The organism is Microbulbifer mixtoriginis (SeqCode), from assembly GCF_052466765.1.
Map to the genome: position 1 here is coordinate 282399 of NZ_CP174289.1, position 16992 is coordinate 299390.

Annotated in this window: 13 protein-coding genes; 7 read left to right on the forward strand and 6 right to left on the reverse strand. The window is 54.7% G+C overall.

Annotation, left to right across the window (positions count from 1 at the left end):
* Window positions 1-6: 6 nt before the first annotated feature.
* Window positions 7-1431: a TyrR/PhhR family helix-turn-helix DNA-binding protein gene (locus ACJJIV_RS01205; RefSeq protein ID WP_444890438.1), complete on the reverse strand. Its 1425-nt coding sequence runs from the start codon at window positions 1429-1431 to the stop codon at window positions 7-9.
* Between the two features lie 195 nt (window positions 1432-1626).
* On the opposite strand from ACJJIV_RS01205, the gene phhA reads away from it, so the two are divergent.
* The 3 genes from phhA (at window position 1627) to ACJJIV_RS01220 (ending at window position 4445) form a co-directional block, all read left to right on the forward strand.
* Window positions 1627-2433, forward strand: coding sequence for a phenylalanine 4-monooxygenase (phhA, locus tag ACJJIV_RS01210; RefSeq protein ID WP_252085750.1), 807 nt, complete (start codon window positions 1627-1629; stop codon window positions 2431-2433).
* A gap of 299 nt (window positions 2434-2732) precedes the next feature.
* Window positions 2733-3209: an Lrp/AsnC family transcriptional regulator gene (locus ACJJIV_RS01215; protein ID WP_252085749.1), complete on the forward strand. Its 477-nt coding sequence runs from the start codon at window positions 2733-2735 to the stop codon at window positions 3207-3209.
* A gap of 66 nt (window positions 3210-3275) precedes the next feature.
* On the forward strand, window positions 3276-4445 hold the full coding sequence (locus ACJJIV_RS01220) for a cation:proton antiporter domain-containing protein (RefSeq protein WP_252085748.1): 1170 nt from the start codon (window positions 3276-3278) through the stop codon (window positions 4443-4445).
* Here ACJJIV_RS01220 and ACJJIV_RS01225 read toward each other — a convergent pair.
* From ACJJIV_RS01225 to ACJJIV_RS01235, 3 genes are read right to left on the reverse strand one after another with little or no spacing between them, the layout of a single operon-like run.
* Entirely contained in the window at window positions 4442-7591 is a 3150-nt protein-coding gene (locus tag ACJJIV_RS01225) for an efflux RND transporter permease subunit (RefSeq protein ID WP_444890439.1), read from the reverse strand. The two genes, ACJJIV_RS01220 and ACJJIV_RS01225, sit on opposite strands and share 4 nt — an antisense overlap.
* A complete protein-coding gene (locus tag ACJJIV_RS01230) occupies window positions 7584-8822 on the reverse strand; it encodes an efflux RND transporter periplasmic adaptor subunit (RefSeq protein WP_444890440.1) in 1239 nt (412 codons plus the stop codon). The genes ACJJIV_RS01225 and ACJJIV_RS01230 overlap by 8 nt, the downstream gene beginning before the upstream one ends.
* Window positions 8822-10258, reverse strand: coding sequence for an efflux transporter outer membrane subunit (locus ACJJIV_RS01235; RefSeq protein WP_444890441.1), 1437 nt, complete (start codon window positions 10256-10258; stop codon window positions 8822-8824). The genes ACJJIV_RS01230 and ACJJIV_RS01235 overlap by 1 nt, the downstream gene beginning before the upstream one ends.
* 314 nt (window positions 10259-10572) lie before the next feature.
* Here ACJJIV_RS01235 and ACJJIV_RS01240 point away from each other — a divergent pair, with 314 nt between their 5' ends.
* A complete protein-coding gene (locus ACJJIV_RS01240) occupies window positions 10573-11757 on the forward strand; it encodes an acyl-CoA dehydrogenase (RefSeq protein WP_252085744.1) in 1185 nt (394 codons plus the stop codon).
* A gap of 74 nt (window positions 11758-11831) precedes the next feature.
* Here ACJJIV_RS01240 and ACJJIV_RS01245 read toward each other — a convergent pair whose 3' ends face one another.
* The gene (locus ACJJIV_RS01245) at window positions 11832-12713 is read right to left on the reverse strand and encodes a DMT family transporter (RefSeq protein ID WP_444890442.1); all 882 of its coding nucleotides are present in this window, start codon (window positions 12711-12713) and stop codon (window positions 11832-11834) included.
* A gap of 282 nt (window positions 12714-12995) precedes the next feature.
* Between ACJJIV_RS01245 and ACJJIV_RS01250 the strand changes: the two genes are divergently transcribed.
* From ACJJIV_RS01250 to ACJJIV_RS01260, 3 genes are read left to right on the forward strand one after another with little or no spacing between them, the layout of a single operon-like run.
* Window positions 12996-13613: a trimeric intracellular cation channel family protein gene (locus ACJJIV_RS01250; protein WP_252085742.1), complete on the forward strand. Its 618-nt coding sequence runs from the start codon at window positions 12996-12998 to the stop codon at window positions 13611-13613.
* Between the two features lie 52 nt (window positions 13614-13665).
* Window positions 13666-15309, forward strand: coding sequence for an alpha/beta fold hydrolase (locus ACJJIV_RS01255; RefSeq protein ID WP_444890443.1), 1644 nt, complete (start codon window positions 13666-13668; stop codon window positions 15307-15309).
* 35 nt (window positions 15310-15344) lie between these two features.
* Window positions 15345-16184: a sulfurtransferase gene (locus tag ACJJIV_RS01260; RefSeq protein WP_444890444.1), complete on the forward strand. Its 840-nt coding sequence runs from the start codon at window positions 15345-15347 to the stop codon at window positions 16182-16184.
* A gap of 143 nt (window positions 16185-16327) precedes the next feature.
* On the opposite strand, the gene msrA is transcribed toward ACJJIV_RS01260, so the two are convergent.
* Window positions 16328-16951 carry a peptide-methionine (S)-S-oxide reductase MsrA gene (gene msrA, locus ACJJIV_RS01265; protein WP_444885109.1) on the reverse strand — a complete coding sequence of 208 codons (624 nt, stop codon included), beginning with the start codon at window positions 16949-16951 and terminating at the stop codon, window positions 16328-16330.
* Between the last annotated feature and the right edge of the window lie 41 nt (window positions 16952-16992).

The window sequence follows — 16992 nt, forward strand, 5'->3', positions numbered from 1 at the left end:
ACTCGCCTATTTTTTGTGGGCCGACAGGCCGTATTTACGCAGCTTGTTGGCCACAGCGGTATGGGAAATGCCCAACTCCTTGGCTAGCTCTCTAGTAGAGGAGCGCCCCACCAACAATTCACTGAGTAATGATCGCTCCAGCTGCTCCATCATCTCTTTGTAGCTGAGCCCCCTGCCCCATTCCCGCCAGGGTAAACTCGCCGGCACGGTTAAGTCCGGAAGGTCCTCAATATCTATTGTGCTGGCGCCACGACGTTTACAGCTGCCCAGGGCAGCTGCCAGGTAGTCACGTAAACCATTGAAGTTTTGCGGCCAGTCATGACGGCGAATCAGTTCGAGCACCTCCAACGCCAAAACAGGCGCCTCCTGATCGGGGAACTCCTGTCGCAAGAGCGTTTCAGCAAATCGTGGTAGCGCCGGTCGCATATTGCGCAAAGGAGGCAAGACCAAGGAGAGCGCACTAAAGTGCTGAGCTAGAGCCGGCACCAATGACCGAGGCTCGGAACAAGTGGCCACTAAGCGTATTGAAGGTGGCAGGCCGCGCAAACGGCGGGCGATTGTCAGCTGGGCCTCGCCATCCAGCTGATGAAGATCCTCCAAAATTAAGGTTCCAGTTGAGCGCAGATGCCTGGGGATTTCCATTTTCCCATTCTGGGGCACAATACGGTGGCAATCTGCACGGGCAGCAGCGGGTGATAAATAATGCACCGCACAGGCAAAAGTAGTTTTACCGGTCCCCGCCTCGCCACAAACCAGCAAAGGAGAATTCAATTCAGAGAGGTCCTGCAGTTGCAGGCAAGTCTCCCGGCGTAAATCAAAATCCCACAGCGCCACAGGGCGTGGAAGTCCTGCAGCAAACTCACTTTTCTCCGCAGGTTGCATACGCAACACGGCACCGGCCAAAGAGTCCACATCACCAGTGTTATCTAAGGCTATCGGTGACCAGTCCACTCGGAAGTTCTGACCCCGCACCACAACTGGGAGCCCAAAACGGGGCACCGCAAAATCTCTCAGCAACTCGGCCACTTGCATCAACGGTAGAAAACGCTGTAACTGTAAACCCGGTACCCGATCGAGACTGACCCCGAAGGCGCGCGCAGCAGCAACGTTAGCGGCAATAACCCGGCCGGCATGGTCCACGCTGAGCACTGGATCGGTCACATGCTGTAAGAGGGTATCCAGTTCAAAATATCGCCGTTCCAAGGGTAGCAACGAGATGCGCCTGACCCTTTGGACACCGGGAACCCGGTAGAGAGACTTCTCAATAGCCTGGTACTGGGTCGTGAGCATACCCGGCGCCAACAGGTAGACCTTGTCTCCACTGTCCCCCCCCAGCTCCCCAGAGGTTACATTAATCCGATATTCGCCAAATATTTGCATAATTTCATGCAAAATACCGACACGATTAGCGCAGGTTATTTCGACTCTCACCAGCCCACCTGTAAAGTTTTCTTTACAAAAAGTGTAAGAGGTTTGTATTGGAGGGCGCAATACCTCCACGCTAAGCCTCCCCTAAAGGCAGGCCTCTGACTAAAAATAGAGGTGACACATAACAACAAGGATTCAGCGGCAGGGCCACTAGCCTTCAACACTTGGAGAGACTGGCAGGCCGCAGGAGACAAAATCATGAAAAAAGAAGCAGCCAAGAAGAGCACCCAGTACGTGGCCCGAGAGCCCAACGCCGAGGGCTTTATTGAGTACACCGAGCTGGAACATCAAACCTGGCAGCGCCTGATAGAGCGCCAGCTGGAGGTATTGCCCGGTCGCGCTTGTGATGAGTATATGCACGGCCTTGAGCTGCTCGACCTGCCCCGCGATCGCATCCCCCAGCTTGAGGAAATCTCCTCTGTACTGCGCCGGGAGACTGGCTGGGAAGTGGCACGTGTACCCGCTCTGATCGGCTTTGAAACCTTTTTTGGCCTGCTCGCCGATCGCAAATTCCCTGTTGCCACTTTTATTCGCACCCCTGAGGAATTCGACTACCTACAGGAACCGGATATCTTCCACGAAATTTTTGGCCACTGCGCCATGCTGACCAACCCGGCCTTCGCCAACTTTACCGAGAAATATGGCCAGTTAGGTCTAAAAGCCTCCCCTAAAGAGCGTGCTTATCTGGCGAGACTCTACTGGTTCACCGTGGAGTTCGGTCTGCTCAGCACCGAAGACGGCCTGCGTATTTACGGAGGCGGTATTCTTTCCTCTCCCAAGGAAACCCTCTATGCACTGAGTAATGAACCAGAGCGCTTCGACTTCAGCGCCATCGACGCACTGCGCACGCCTTATCGTATCGATATTGTGCAGCCGGTTTATTATGTACTGAACAATTTGCAGCAGCTGCAGGAGCTTACCGAAATTGACCTGATGGCCATGGTGCGCGAAGCCATTGAACTTGGTTTGTTCGAGCCCCGCTTCCCGCCGAAGAATGCCGCCTAAAAGTTATCTGCCGGGCGCTACCACAGCGCCCGGCACTCTCTCTCCCATATCCTTTCAATACCCGCATCCACTTCCTATTTGCACAAAGTGCTCTCATTGAAGTTGCACTTGGGGAAAATTCCACTACCGGCGCAATTCCCATGAGCCTATCGTTACGTCAGGTGGAAAAGGAAGAGGCAAACTACCTGCCAGCCTTCTAACCACCCAGAACATCAAACCACCGCCAGGGCAATGCCAGTGAGGGCTTCTACTTCGATACAGGGACACAAGACCCTAGGCCAAGGGAGCGCTGTAGCACTATGTCCTCACTTGACGCGATTGATAGACATCTGCTCGCTATTCTGCAATCGGACGTCAGCCTTTCTATTGAGGAGCTGGCGGAGCGTGTGGGACTCACAAAGACCCCTTGCTGGCGCCGGGTGCAGAAGCTGGAAAAAAGCGGCATCATCCGCCGCAAGGTCGCCCTGCTCAATGCGGAAATTCTGGGCCTGCCAGTTTCGGTGTTCGCCCAGGTTAAAACCGACCAGCATACCCCGGAGTGGGCAGAAGCCTTCTCAAAGCATGTAGGACAACTACCGGAGGTGGTGGATTGTTACCGAATGGCCGGGGACTACGACTACCTGCTGCGGGTGGTAGTGAGCGATATTTCTGCCTATGACCGCTTTTACAAGGAGTTGATCAGGCACGTAGGCATCAGCGATATCATTTCGAATTTCGCCCTGGAGCAGATCAAAAGCACTACTGAGCTGCCCATTCCCTCAGAAAACCAGGAGTGATAAGGGTTTAGCTGTTCGCCCATCTGTGGATAATGATGAGACCTCGCTCACTTTCAAGGATGACTTGTGGCGGACAGCTCCCTCTTCCAATCCTTTTTTCTCATTTTTAGTGGCGCCGCGATAGTCGCCACCCTGGCACTCTTCGGCCGCCAACCCTTATTAGTCGCCTATATCGCCCTGGGTGTACTGCTGGGACCATCTGGGCTTGCGGTCATCGATAATCTGCGCCTGCTCTCAGATATGTCCAACGTGGGCATCATTTTCCTGCTGTTCCTGCTGGGGCTGGATATGCAGCCCCAGGCATTGGTCTCGGTGCTGCGCAAAGCCACTTTTGTTGGCATTATCAGTTGCGCCATCTTCCTGGGTATTGGTTTTTCTATCGGTCAGCTGTTTGGCTTTACCACCATGGAGAGCTGGGTGATCGGTATGGCCTTGATGTTTTCCAGCACCATTATCGGTATCAAGTTATTGCCTACCACGGTACTACACCACAAGAAGCTGGGGGAGTTGATGGTGGGCCTGTTACTGTTTCAGGATTTTGTCGCCATCGTCTGCTTGATGATTCTGCTCAGTGACAGCAGTGGGGATATGCACCTGGGACAAGTAGCCCTATCTTTCGGAGCCCTGCCCTTATTAGTAGCGTTTGCCTGGGTAGTGGTGAAATACCTGTTGCTGCCACTGTTTAGCCGTTTCGACCGCTTTCACGAGTATGTATTTTTGATGGCGCTGGGCTGGTGCATGGGCATGGCGGAACTGGCAGAAACGCTGGGGCTGTCACGGGAGATCGGCGCATTTATCGCCGGCATCACCCTCGCCGCCAGCCGGATTTCCCAGTACATAGCCCTCAATTTGAAACCACTACGGGATTTCTTTTTGATCCTGTTTTTCTTCAGCCTTGGCGCCCAGTTCAAACTGTCAATGCTACCGGAAATTCTGGTTCCTGCACTGGTAACTGCCGTGGTGGTGCTGCTAGCCAAGCCAGTGGTATTCCGCTATCTACTTGGCGGCCACAGCGAACTTAAAATATTGGCCTGGGACATCGGCTTCCGCCTGGGGCAAATCAGTGAATTCTCCCTACTGATCGCCCTACTCGCCTTTAGCCAGAACTTAATCGGCAGCGAAGCCTCGCACCTGATACAGGCCACCGCCATCCTGACCTTCCTGGTGTCCTCTTATATCGTGGTGATGAATTTTCCCAACCCTATCGCCACCAAAGACGAACTGCGCAGGGATTAAACCTGCGCAGGCCTGACTAGGGATTTAATCGCTACTTTCGCCTTCTCCAGCAGTAAGGGAATATCCTTTCCGAACATCAGGTAAAGGCAGGGAACCAACAAAAGAGAAATAGCTGTAGCTGCGAGAATTCCGTAGCCGAGGGAAATCGCCATCGGAATCATAAAGCGCGCCTGCACCGAAGTTTCAAAAATCATCGGCATCAGGCCGCAGAAAGTGGTGACCGTAGTCAGCACAATTGGGCGAAAACGGCGCGCCGCTGCGCGCTTAATTGCAGTTTCCAGATCAGCACCCTCATTGCGCAAGCGGTTGCTGTATTCGATCATCACCAGGGTATCGTTAATAACCACCCCGGCGAGCGCCACCATACCCAGCAGGCTCACCATACTGAGGCCATAGCCCATCCCCAAATGGCCGAGCAGTGCGCCGATCACACCGAAGGGAATGGCAATCATCACAATTAACGGCTGTATATAACTCTTCAGAGGAATCGCCAGCAACAGGTAGAGCACCGCCATCGCCAGCATAAATGTCATCCCCAATGAGGCGAGTCCCTCACGCTCATCCGCCTGACGTCCCTCATAGGAGATACCAAGGCCGGGAAATTCCGCTTTCAGTTGCGGCATCACACTGATATTCAGCTCGTTAATCACCAGTGCCGCCTGATCGCTGGGCTCCACATTGGCAGTAACCGTAGTCACCCTACGCCCTTCGCGACGGTTGATCTTGGCGTAGGCCCGCCCCTGCTCAATTTCGACCAGGTCGAGAAGTGGCAACCACTGGCCATTGCCGGCGCGGATCATCATATTGTGTATATCGTCCATCGTAACCCGCTCAGTTTCCGGCAGGCGCACCATCACCTTCACCTGGTCGCGCCCGCGCTGTTGGCGCAAGGCTTCAGCCCCATAGAGGGAGGCACGCAGCTGGCGGCCAATTTCCTCCGCAGAAACGCCCAAGCTTTTGGCCGTTTCCGTCAGGGTCAAGTCGAGCTGGGTTTTACCGAGAGAAATACCCGCATCGATGTCGCTGACACTGGGGAATTTCTCCAGCTCACCAGCCAAGCGTAATGCGGCCTGTTCCAGTATGTCCGTATCCGTGTGGCGAAGCTCTACAGTGAGAGAGGAACCGGCACCAGGCCCACCGCGATCGGATGCAGTAATTGCGCTGAGAGAACCGGCTATCGGCCCTACCTCCCTTCGCCACTGACGTACAAACTCCCCGGTAGAAAAACTGCGCTGATCCGCCGCAACAAAATAGGCATCCACCTGAATCGCATCATCCCCGATCAGGCCACGACTACCGAGGAAAACCTGATCCCGATCATATTGTTCGAGCACTCTATCGGCCGCATCAATAATCTGCGCCCTGGCTTTCTCCAACTGCTGTTGAGGGGTACCGGTAGGGAAAGTTACCGCGAAGCGTCCGGAATCCCGCTCCACTCGCGGCATTAAGGTGAAGCCCATACGCCCACTGGCCGCATAGCCCGCCATCACCAACAAGATGGCAATAGCGATGGCAATGGTGCTGTAGCGGTGCGCTACACAAAGATTTAAGAAGGGCCGGAAACGCCTCTGTACAAAACGGTCCAGACCACGAGCCAACAATTTTTGTCGAGCGGCGAAACGGCGGGCCCGCCGACTCTTATAACCCCGACGTGAATGGGCCAGGTGCGCCGGCAAAATAAACAGCGCCTCCACCCAGGAGATGATAAATACCGAACCCACCACGAAAGGAATTACGCCAAAAATCTTGCCCATAAACCCGGGCAGTTCCATTAAAGGAATGAAGGCGACGATATTGGTGAGGATGGCAAAGGTCAGTGGTACCGCTACCTGGCGAGCACCGGCAATAGCCGCCTCTAAATTGCTATAACCTTTCTGCCGCCATTCGTGAATATTTTCCCCCGCGATAATGGCATCATCCACCACAATACCCAGGGCGATAATAAAGGCGAACATACTCACCATGCTGATTGAGATATCCAGCCCAGGCAGAAACAGCAGTGAACCGAGGAAACTGGTGGGAATACCAAGGGTCACCCAAAATGCCAGACGCAACTCCAGGAAGGCACCTAGCACCACAAATACCAGCAGCAGGCCGATAAATCCGTTCTTCAATAGCAGAGAGAGGCGCTCTTTAAAGATCTCCGAGTCGTCATCGCGAATGGTCAGCGTCACTCCTGGCGGCAGGCTGGCTCTGACCTCTTCGATCACTTCCCGCGCCGCCTCGCTGACACTCATCGGTGTCTGCTCACCTACGCGGTAGATTTTGATACTGACGGCGGGCTCCCCGTTAAACACCATATTGCGCGCCTCGTCCTCAAGGGCATCGCTGATATTGGCGATATCACGCAGATACACCGGGCCGCCGCCACTGCCACGGGTCACCACCACATTGCCGAACTCGCGCGCCCAATCACGCCGCTCGGTAACCCGAACCAGGATTTCGCCGGCATTGGATTTAACACTGCCGGAGGGAATATCCACCGCCGCGTTTTTTACCACCTGGGCAACTTCTGTCAGAGTCAGGCCATAGCGCCGCAAATCGTCGCGGCGTATCTCAACGGCCACTTCCAGATCTCGAACGCCCTGGGCCTCCAACTGGGTGATACCGCTGTGCGCCTCCAGTTTGTCGTACACCTGCATGGCCAGGGCGCGCAAACTGCGATCATCCAGATTGCCATGCAGGACCAGGTCCAATACGTCGCGCTTGCGCTCGGCCAGACTCACCTGTGGGCGCTCAATGTCACTGGGGAAGGTGGTCACCGAATCAATGGCCTGCTGAATATTCTGAAAAACCAGATTGGCATCCGCATCGCCCTCTAGCTCCAGAATCAGTGAGGCGCTGCCCTCGTTGGCCGCACCACGCATCTCTTTAATGCCGACAATACCCTGTACCGCCTGTTCAGCGGCCACCAATACACCACGCTCCACCTCTTCCGGGCTGGCGCCGGGATAAGAAATGGAAACCGTCACCCTATCCAGACTGAACTCAGGAAAAACCTCTTTCTTCACCACCAGGGAGAAAACCAGCCCGCCCACAATCAGGACCAGCATTAATAGGTTGGCGGTTACATGGTTGCGCGCCATCCAGGCGATAGCGCCCTGGCGGGTATCAATAGTCGCATCACTTTTTTTGCCTTCAGTCATTGTCACCCCCAGTTTCACGGCGTCGCGCTCCGGCACCCGGGGCCTCACTGGCTGAAGCAGCAGCATCGGCGGGCAGTTCCTTTACCGAACGGGGGCCTGCCGCAATCTGTACCGGCATACCTTCGGTAACGGTGATCAGACGAGTCGTAACCAGGGTTTCGCCACCGTTTAGCCCCTTATCGAGCACTGCAAAATCGCCGCTGGTATAGGCAACCTCAACCGGCTGAATACTGGTACGATTGTCGCGTACCACCCAAACCAGGTTGTCATCTTGCAGGGCCGTAAGGGGGATTCGCACCAGCGCTTCCTCAGCCCGTGAGACAATTTCCACCCTGGCCAAATCATTCAGCAAAAGCTGCGGCTGAGAGGGGTCCAATACAGAGAGAGGATCTTTCAATTCCACCAGTACGCGTGCCAGCCGCCCCTGCTCCTCAAGCACCGGTATCACCCGAACAAACTCTCCCTGGCGGAAACTACCGGCGGGCCACTGACTGCCATAAATGCGGACTTCCACATCGCCACTATCCAGACGGTGTAATTGGCTAGCAGGTACCTCAACAGCAATCTGGAAGCGGCTAGCGCTGGCCAAACTGTAGAGATTAATCCCGGGGGATACTCGATCCCCCACATCCACATTACGCGCCACCACTAATGCGTCAAAAGGGGCACGCACTTCGGTCAGGCGCAGATTACGCTGCGCCAGAGCCACCTCGACCTCCGCCGACTGCACGGCTGCTTCGGCCGCAGCTTTCTGGGGTTCACGCAATACCAGTGCACGGTCGGCTTCTCCCAGAGCAGTGCCAAGCAGTTCGTACTCTTCCTGTGCCACCTGCTGCTGCCCCAACTCCTGCTGTAACTCCGCACGCCGGCCAGCGAGGGTGCTCTGAGCGGATTTCAGGGCCAATTGGTAGGGTTCAGAATCAATACGCAGCAGCACTTTACCTTTGGGTAGAACCGCGCCCGGCCCCAGATCGTAGTCGAGCCATTCCACCTGTCCGTCTACCAAAGGCTGCAACTCCGCCAATTCGCGCGCAGTCACTTTTCCCAGGGCGCTTAAAGTCATGGGGAAACTCCCTTGCTCCGCCACCGCCACATCCACAGCCGGCGGTGGCATCTTGCGCTCACCGCGAGAGACTGTGGGTTTCTCCCGCAGCATCCAGGCGGCAATCACAGCTGCCAACACCAGTAAAGCCACGGGTATGAGCGAGCGCGGATTGAACTTCTTTAACATCAACTATTTCCCTCCAAGTACAACTCCAGGTCTGCGGGCTCCGGTTCGGGCAGGTCTTGCTGCGGCAGTCCCCCGGACAGTGCGCGATATAAGGTGACTCGGTTTTGCAGCAGCTGGCGTTCGGCAGACAACACTTCACGAACCAGGCTCTGCTGTTCGGTGGTAGCCGTCAGCAGATTGAGAAAATCGACAGCACCGCGTGTATAGGCACGGTTGCGCCGCTGCACGATCAGGTCGGATAAACGCTTTCGTTCTCGCAGGTGTTCGAGTTCCCGATTCAAGGCACCTTCGCGAATCAGGGCCTGCTCGACTTCTGACAGTGCCTGGTTCACGGTTTCTCGATATAGCGCCCAACGTTCCTGCAAAGCCGCATCCTGTTGCTGCCGTGCGGAACTGAGCGCACCGCCATCGAAGATCACCCCTTCCAGGGAGGCGGCGATAGCCAATAGCCAGTTCTCGGTAATATCACTGATGAGGCTGGTACCGTTACTGGCCACAGCGGATAGACTCAGTACGGGCAGCCTATCCGCCCAAGCCTGATCCGCCAGGTGGTAATCCTGTACCAGCTTGCGCTGGGCTTCCCGTACATCTGGGCGCCGTAGCAACAGTTGCGATGGGACGCCTGTATCAGGCAGGGCCGGCAAAAACGGTAGGCTCGCCTCTTTGTGGATATATCCAGTCAACTGATCCAGATTGACGCCCAGTAAAGTGGCCAGTTGCACCTTGAGCACTTCAATATCGGCGCCTGTCTGTTCCAGCTCCTGCTCAGAGCGCTGCACCAACTGGCGCTGCTGCAGCACATCGGCGGCGTCGCTGACCCCGCGTGCAAAACGCGACTCCAGCACCCTGAGAGACTTCCGATTAATTTCCAGCTGCTGCAGCAGCAAGTTGTGCTGACCCCACTGTTCGCACAGCTGCAACCAGGTTGAGGAGACTTCCGCCGCGAGGCTCAGAGCGGCGGTCTGTAGATTTTGCTGCTGGGCCTGAAGCCCTGCCTCAGCCGCGCTGGCTCCAGCGCGCACGCGTCCCCAGAGATCCAGCTCATAACTGGCAGCGATACGGGTACTCCAGCTGTTACCCTCGTTGGAAGGGTCGGTAAATTCCCCAGAGGAGTAGCGCTGCTCGGTATTTTCTATTTGGGCAGTCACTCGGGGGAACAGCCCTGAACGGGCTCCACGGGCCGCCGCCGCAGCTTGGCGCAGGCGCCAATAGCTGGCCTGCAAGCTGGGATTATCCCGCAGAGACAGTTCTATCAGCTGGTCGAGCTGTGGATCTTCAAACCCTCGCCACCACCGGACATCGGCTGCCTCAGTACCCGAGGCGCTGAATGTCTGCGGCAGAGACAAAATATCCTGCGGCTCGACAGTCTCAAGGGGCTGAGAGGAACAGCTGGCCAGCAGTGGAACACAAATTGCCAAAACACGGTAAAAGCCCAAGAAAAATCACCGGAAAAGTATTTAAAAACAGGAAAAACAGAGAATTATTGCGCCCATTATCTTCCGACAAAAATTGCTCGCAAGGCGTTTTACCCTTGTTTACACAGCCATGCTCAAACCAGTCTAAATTTTGCTGCCGTTAGGAGTGCCCCATCGCAGCTACTTAGGTATGATGCGCCACAATAAACTGAATGGTCACTGGGTTTTGCCGCGGGATGCTTGCCAATGTCCCTTTCAAGATTCGGCAACTTTTTGCCGGATTGGCGACAAACCCCGGTGCCGATTAATAACGGAAGAAGTAGAAGAGACTAGCCATGAGTAAACATCAGCCACTCGCCCACTGGGACGACATCCTGCTGCTGGACCAGCAGTTGACCGACGAAGAACGCATGGTGCGCGATGCCGCACGCGAATACTGTCAGAACAAGCTGATGCCGAGGGTCTTGGAGGCCAACCGCCACGAGATTTTCGACCGTGAAATCATGAGCGAAATGGGCGAGCTGGGCCTGCTGGGCTCCACCATCGAAGGCTACGGCTGTGCCGGTCTCAACTACGTTTCCTACGGCCTGGTAGCCCGCGAAGTCGAGCGGGTGGACTCTGGCTACCGCTCAGCAATGAGCGTGCAATCCAGCCTGGTAATGCACCCGATCTACGCCTACGGCAGCGAAGAGCAGAAGCAGAAGTACCTGCCCAAACTGGCCAGCGGTGAGTGGGTTGGCTGTTTTGGTCTGACCGAGCCGGATGCAGGTTCCGATCCCGGCGGTATGAAAACCCGCGCCAAAAAAGTAGACGGCGGCTACCGTATCAGCGGCGCCAAGATGTGGATCACCAACAGCCCCATTGCCGATGTATTCGTGGTTTGGGCCAAAGATGACGAAGACATCATTCGCGGTTTCGTACTAGAGAAGGGTATGGAAGGCCTGAGCGCGCCGAAGATTGAGGGCAAGTTCTCCCTGCGCGCCTCCATCACCGGCGAGATCGTGATGGACAATGTCTTCGTACCCGAAGAAAACAAGTTCCCCGAAATTGGCGGACTGCGCGGCCCCTTCGGCTGTCTGAATCGCGCCCGCTACGGTATTTCCTGGGGCGCCATGGGTGCCGGTGAGTTCTGCTGGCACGCAGCGCGCCAGTACGGCCTGGACCGCAAGCAGTTCAACCGCCCACTGGCTCAAACCCAGCTGTTCCAGAAGAAGCTGGCCGACATGCAAACCGAAATCACCCTGGGTCTGCAGGCTTCCCTGCGCGTTGGCCGCATCATGGATGAGAACAAGCAGTTCGACCCCACCATGATCTCCCTAGTGAAACGCAATAACTGCGGCAAGGCCCTGGATATCGCCCGCGTTTCCCGCGATATGCACGGCGGCAATGGTATCTCCGACGAGTTCCACGTGATTCGCCATGTGATGAACCTGGAAGCGGTAAATACCTACGAGGGCACCCACGATGTTCACGCCCTGATTCTGGGCCGTGCCCAAACCGGCCTACAAGCGTTCGTCTAACGCCTCACCGGGCGCCACCCGCGGCATACGCGGGTGGCGCGCTCGCAGTAACTTCTCTCCCTTTTAGCGCACTGCTATTGCCTGGCCTGTGCCTCTATCGCCTGCACATTAATCACACAAAAAGCAATTCCGATAAAAACCAATAGAGATGCACCCCACTCCATGGCATCCATCGATTCGCCTAAAATCACCCAAGACCCCATCAAGCCAAATACCGGGACCAGCAGTCCAAAGGGGGCAACAAAAGCAGCTGAATAACGCCTAATCAAATCCCCCCACCAAACATAAGCGAGTAACGTAAGGAATAGGCTTTGATAGAGGATCGCACCCCAGGCTATTGGCGAGGCCTCCAGTAAATGCTGAACGGGCTTTCGAGTTTCCAAGAAATAGGACAATACGAATAGAGGAATTGGCGGCACCAGCGATGCCCAGACCATCAGATGGAATAAATTTACTCCCCGCATTCTTTTCAAAGCCAGATTAGCAATGGCCCAAGCCATACCCGAGCCCATCAAGAGCAAAAACCCTTTCTGTGTTGTGGCCCCTCCCTTATCGGCATCAATGAAAAACAATGTAAAGCCAGCAGCTGCTATCAACAGGCCCACAAGCTGCTGCCAACTTATTTTTTCCGCAAAAAAGCAGATACTGAAAATTAAGGTGAAAATCACTTGTGACTGCACCAGCAGCGAGGCAATTCCTGCCTGCGCATCATTGCGCATCGCCAAATAAACCAGTCCCGTAGTGAGAAGCTGTAAAAATACGCCGATCAGGACAACATTCCATACTGAGGTTTTCGGAAAAGGGAAAAACCAAACAAATGGAATAGACGCCAAGGCATATCTCATCGCCGTGAGCATCAAAGGGGGAACATCACTGAGTGCCAACTTAACAATCGGATAGGCCATACCAATGATGAATACACAAGCCAGCGCTTTTAAAATGCTATGAATTGGCATGTTAAGAGTTATCCATTTAAGAGTTATCCATCCTGTGCTTCTGCCGTTTCGCTGCCACTTCAGCAGGCTCTCTTTTTTAGCGTTTATAGGGGGGTAAAAATTTTTGGAACGGAAGAAATCAACTCACCGCTTTGCCAAACATAGCAACCACTAACGGAATTGCTCTAATGCCCCACTCTGCTCGACCTCACACTTCTCTCCAGCGGCAAAGTAGACGATTCCCTTTGCTTAAATAGAAGTGCTATTCTCCCCTGCCCGCCAATTCCAGGATGTAATGATGATATGGATGAGCTGCTGCATTGGTTCGATATGATCGGTATCGCAGTCTTTGCCTTTAGTGGCGTACTCGCTGCAGGTCACAAGCAGATGGATTTATTTGGCGCAGTAGTACTCGCCTGTGTTACCTCTACGGGAGGGGGCACCATCCGGGACATCATCCTCAATATCCCCGTATTTTGGCTGCAGGACACCTACTATTTGTGGATTGCTGTCGCGACCGGTGTAATTAGTTTTTACCTGATACGCTATCTACAGGTACCCATGCGCCTGCTGATGGTGGCAGACGCTATCGGCCTCTCGGTGTTTGTAGTAATCGGCACGCAGAAAGGTTTAGAACTTGGCTATTCCGCCACTATTGCGATCGTAATGGGCATGATGACCGCCACCTTCGGAGGAGTAATTCGCGATGTACTTTCCGGCGATATCCCATTGCTCTTGCGCCGGGAGATCTATGCCACAGCAGCTCTTACCGGCGCCGCTGTATTAGTTGCCTTGGATGCCAGTGGCAAGTTGCCGGGGGATCTGGTGATTGCCATCGCTGTAGTGGTGACCTTGTCAATTCGCTTAGCGGCCTTGCGATGGAATCTATCCGCTCCCATTGCCCGATTTGGCAATCATTGAGCGGCTCAATTTACAAAACCCAGAACTTTTTCGGCTCACAGGAATACTCTTAGTGCGAAACTTCCGCCCACTGACCGCCTCCATCATTTTGATCGGCCTGCTGATGAGTGCCTGTGATCGGTCTGAACAGGGGACAACTTCCCCCGCAGCGAAAAAGCCCAGAAGTTATACCCACCTATACTCCAGATCCTGCTGGTTCAAAACAGACGACAGCTGGCCCGCCACTCAGTGCTTCATGATGGAAGTACCGGAGGATTACGCCCATCCAGAAAGGCGCAAAATCCGTTTCCCGGTTATACGCTTTCGCGCCAAGAATCCAGCGCCAAATAAGGCCCCGCTACTGCATCTCGGGGCTGGTGGCCCCGGTGCCAGCATGGGCCTGGAACCGGAAAACGCCAGCGATTGGCTGTGGCTGAATTACGCCGCCATGACTGTAGAGGATGGGCGCGATCTGATTGTGATAGATCCGCGCGGCACCGGCATGGCAAGGCCGCGCCTTACCTGCAGCGAATTTATCGAAGATGCGCAGACAGCTTTCCAGCGCAATCTCTCCCCGGAAGAAGAAGCACGAGTCTTCGCCTTCAGTATGGAGCGCTGCTATAGCCGCCTGAGCAAGGGCGCAGATATGGCGCAATACAACAGCTCGGTGATTGCGCGGGATGTAGATGAACTACGCAAGCGGTTAAAAATCGATAAACTCGACCTCTACGGCGTTTCCTACTCCTCTCGCTATGCCCTCACCTATGCGCGGGATTTTCCCGATTCAACCCGCGCCTTGGTACTCAACAGCGCCGTCTTTCCTAATATTGTCTACACCCAACAGTTGGCACAAGATTCACTGGCAGCTTACGAGCGCGGCCTCAAGCACTGTATTGAAGATGCGAAATGCAACAGCCGCTACCCAGACTTGCGCCGCCGCCTGGAAAATCTGGTGCAAACCCTGGATGAAGAGCCGCGCACGATCTCCATCAAACACCGCTATTCCAACCAGCCCTATCCCTTTGTACTCACTGGCCAACGTTTGCTGCGGGTACTGTTCCAGGCCCTATACAACGAGAACTTTTACAGTGAATTACCAAAACTCATTGAGGGCCTGGAAAACAGTAGCGATGAAGGTCTGAAGCCCGCGCAAAAGGCCATAGGGCACTTTATGGAGATCGTATTGGACCCCTACTTCGGCGATGCCGCCGGAGTTAGCCATTTCTGCTATGAGGAAGCCCCCTTTGTCGATTTCGACGAGGCCCGCGAGAGCGCCGAGGACACTGGCATTCTCGGCGGTGCCGTACGCTCAGACCTGAAGCTGCTGCAGTTACAATGCCGTATCTGGGCAATCCCCGCCGCACCACTGCTGGAATCACAACCCATCGCCACTCCCGCACCGGTTATGGTGTTACACGGCGGGCTCGATCCCGTTTTATCGGCAGAAGACGTGGATGTAGCTCGCAAGGCACTACCCAATCATCAGTGGCTGCTCTTCCCTCAATTGGCACACGATATTATTTCCGCCAGCAGCTGTGCCGAAAAAGCGGCAGCGCGCTTTCTCGATAACCCCACAAGCGACCAGACCGAGCCCACCCAAACCTGCCGCAAGCAGGAACTGGCCGATCAGATCCAGGATGAACAGCAGGGGCAGAACCAAGATGAACAGACAGAGGCTCCTTCCAGCGGAGTACAGGCCCCAGAAAGCAGCCCTTAATCAATTGGTGTCTTTGAACGACAGCAGGAAACAGCATGGACAGAGTTCGCAGCGCTTCGCTTATTGAGGTGGAAGACTTACAGGAATTAATCGCTAACAAAACCGTAGGGATTCTGGATTGTCGCTATGACCTCGCCGATAAGGAGAGTGGCGCCCTGGCGTATGCAGCGGGGCATATTCCCGGAGCCCACTATGCCAGCCTGCATAGGGACTTGTCGGCCCCTACCCATCAATTAGGTGGGCGCCATCCTATGCCCAACAGCGCTCAGTTCCAACAGTTCGCTCGCAAACTGGGGATCAACGCCGAGACGCCAGTCGTTATCTACGATGATAATCGCCTGGGCTTTGCCGCACGGGCTTGGTTCCTGTTTTTCTTCTTTGGCCACACCAATATTAAGGTTCTCAATGGGGGCCTGCGGGCTTGGCTCGATGCCGGCCTATCGCTAGAGACCCGTGAACCCACCACCACAGCAGAGGGTAATTTCAAAGCAAACCCCAAAGATAACCTGCTGGTGCACTACGAAACCCTCAAGGCCTCCCTGGGCAATGCACCCTGGCAGCTGATCGATGCCCGCGATAAGGATCGCTTCGCCGGAAAACACGAACCCATAGACCCTATTACCGGCCATATTCCCAGTGCGATTAACCAACCCTGGCGCGAAATGACCGATGATGAGGGTAAAGTGAAGTCAACTGAGGCACTCCAAGCACTATGGGACGCTCGCTCCGATGGACGACCTATTCTGAATTACTGCGGCTCCGGGGTGACAGCTTGTGTGAACTATTTTGCCCAACAACTTGCCGGACGCCGGGACTCCCTGCTCTATCCCGGCAGCTGGAGTGACTGGTGCGCGCATCAACGGCAAGGAAAATAAAGCGGAAAGCAGTGCTCCCAATAAACGCACCATGAGCTGACATGACAGACCATGAAAAAGCTGAGCAAGAAATAAAATGAGATTATTGGGCAGGCAGGATTAAGGGGCGGTGGTTACCGCCCCTCTGGCCGAACGGATCTGACTCAATCGTACATAGGGTTGCGCAATATTGGGCAGATGGCCTCTTTATTTTTCGCCATATACTGCTGGTGGTATTCCTCGGCGTAATAAAATGGCTGGGCCATGCTGATTTCGGTAGTAATCTCACCACGCTGCTTTTCGTTCAAGGCTGCTTGCACCGCTTCTTTACTCGCTTCCGCTTCTTTCTTTTGCCCCTCGTGAGTGCAGAAAATACAGGAGCGGTATTGGGAACCGATATCATTGCCCTGGCGCATTCCCTGGGTGGGATCATGCATATCCCAAAAAGTTTTTAGTAATTCCGAGTAGCTGACCTTGTTGGGGTCAAACACTACCTTAACGACTTCGGCATGCCCGGTACGCCCACTACATACCTCATCGTAATTTGGATTCTCGGTGGCACCATCCGAGTAACCCACCGCAGTAGCATAGACACCGTCAATGTCCCAAAACTGTTTCTCCGCACCCCAGAAACATCCCATGCCAAAAATTGCGACTTCCATGCCTTCGGGGAATGGCTCCTGGATTGAGTTGCCGTTGACATGATGGATACCGGTGATTTCCATCGGCTGTGGTCGGCCGGGCAAAATCTGATCCGCATCCGGGATCTGGAATTTGTCGTATTGCATACTGTTATCTCAAGTGCTGAAATTTTCTTCAAACAGGATAG

Coding starts and splice junctions, on each gene's coding strand:
- msrA (WP_444885109.1), bottom strand. CDS start 16,951: ATGCAATACGACAAATTCCAGATCCCGGATGCGGATCAGATTTTGCCC.
- ACJJIV_RS01230 (WP_444890440.1), bottom strand. CDS start 8,822: ATGTTAAAGAAGTTCAATCCGCGCTCGCTCATACCCGTGGCTTTACTG.
- ACJJIV_RS01225 (WP_444890439.1), bottom strand. CDS start 7,591: ATGACTGAAGGCAAAAAAAGTGATGCGACTATTGATACCCGCCAGGGC.
- phhA (WP_252085750.1), top strand. CDS start 1,627: ATGAAAAAAGAAGCAGCCAAGAAGAGCACCCAGTACGTGGCCCGAGAG.
- ACJJIV_RS01240 (WP_252085744.1), top strand. CDS start 10,573: ATGAGTAAACATCAGCCACTCGCCCACTGGGACGACATCCTGCTGCTG.
- ACJJIV_RS01250 (WP_252085742.1), top strand. CDS start 12,996: ATGGATGAGCTGCTGCATTGGTTCGATATGATCGGTATCGCAGTCTTT.
- ACJJIV_RS01245 (WP_444890442.1), bottom strand. CDS start 12,713: ATGCCAATTCATAGCATTTTAAAAGCGCTGGCTTGTGTATTCATCATT.
- ACJJIV_RS01260 (WP_444890444.1), top strand. CDS start 15,345: ATGGACAGAGTTCGCAGCGCTTCGCTTATTGAGGTGGAAGACTTACAG.
- ACJJIV_RS01215 (WP_252085749.1), top strand. CDS start 2,733: ATGTCCTCACTTGACGCGATTGATAGACATCTGCTCGCTATTCTGCAA.